The sequence below is a fragment of the Chryseobacterium sp. CCNWLW53 genome (assembly GCF_037083525.1).
Taxonomy (GTDB): Bacteria; Bacteroidota; Bacteroidia; order Flavobacteriales; family Weeksellaceae; genus Chryseobacterium; species Chryseobacterium lathyri.
In genome coordinates, this window is record NZ_JBAOJR010000011.1 from 1 (window position 1) to 1377 (window position 1377).

General features: G+C 32.0%; 1 protein-coding gene. It reads right to left on the bottom strand.

Annotation, left to right across the window (positions count from 1 at the left end; translation table 11 throughout):
- Positions 1 to 838: 838 nt before the first annotated feature.
- Complete coding sequence (locus tag V6R96_RS20695; RefSeq protein ID WP_336380098.1) at positions 839 to 1135, bottom strand: hypothetical protein; 297 nt, start codon at positions 1133 to 1135, stop codon at positions 839 to 841.
- Positions 1136 to 1377: the final 242 nt, after the last annotated feature.

Consider the following 1377-nt stretch of genomic DNA (forward strand, 5'->3'; position numbering starts at 1 on the left):
CAAACAACTTATATTTGCAATAAGCAATAAGCAATAAGCAATAAGCAATAAGCAATAAGCAATAAGCAATAAGCAATGCGGGAAATAACTGATCATTGACCGCTTATCCTTCAGCTATTATAGATACTCTCACCAACAAAATATAATATAGTCTTGTACAGAAATGCGCAGGACTTTCTTATAATAACTCTTTTCTGTCATTACTGTTGTGAAACTTACTGTACTGCTATATCCGGTAAAGGACCAAGCTATTGATAAGAAGGTTAAGTACTACCCATCATGTATAATTTAAAATCCCGTTTATTAACAAACACTGCTTGTAGTAAATTACTTTTGCAGGAATCATTACAGAGATCTGCTTAATCTGCCGATCTGCGAGAGATATTCTTTTAACTGAAATCTTATCAATTATCTAAACATAGTAATCTTAATTTTATTTCCACATAATCTTAAACCTTGAAAAAGTGCACAACCTGTTAGGCTGGTTCTATTATTAGAGAAAAGAGTACACATTATTGTTGATCAGTATGGCTTAAGTTTTTTTATCAATAGGAGCGGGCTTTAGCCCGCTTACAATATAAAGATCAAAAAGGCTTTAGCCAAAACTTATACTATGTCAATCTGATATCTGATATCATTTTTATAAAGCAAATATCCAGGCTGTTTATATTTTAATACTGGCTTCATTATTTTTTTGATACTGGATCTTTCTAAATCTTCTTCCAAGGAATCAATACACTTGTTCTATTTATATTTTAAACCAGATCGAGACTTGGTTTTAATTTTTAAACCAACATGTAGAATTAAAAATCTGCTCCATCAGCCTGATCTTTGAGAGCTATCCTGTCCGTTTAAAATTTATCCAGGGTTTTGACAACCTATCCTTACAAAAATCTTCATCAATAGTTTGAACTCCTTGCAGATAGGATAACCTTGATGGAGGCCTAATCAATACAACGTAAGACTCCACGATCTGAGAAATCTGTGGAAACTCATCCCGTGTATTTAATATTGTCTTTACTGCAAACTTTTGTGGTTTTATCTCTAAAAGTTTTCCTGTTAAAACTACAGTGAATATCCCAGGATAAAAAAAGCCAATTACCATTCCAGACAGACCCCCACCTTCTTTTTTCAACTAATTGTTTTGATCTTACATTTTGAGATGCTCTTCTCCGGACTTATCACTCCGTCTTATTAACCGCCTTATAATCCCCTTTCTTTTCATAGTATTATTTATATTCGATCTTTGTGGATAACTACAGTATGTGCATAAAGTCTTAATAATCAAAATACTGTATTGATACTTATCCCCAATGTAAAATGTATGTAAATTTTATGTTAAATAAGTTTGTTTTGCGTGATATTAAGTTGTTATCT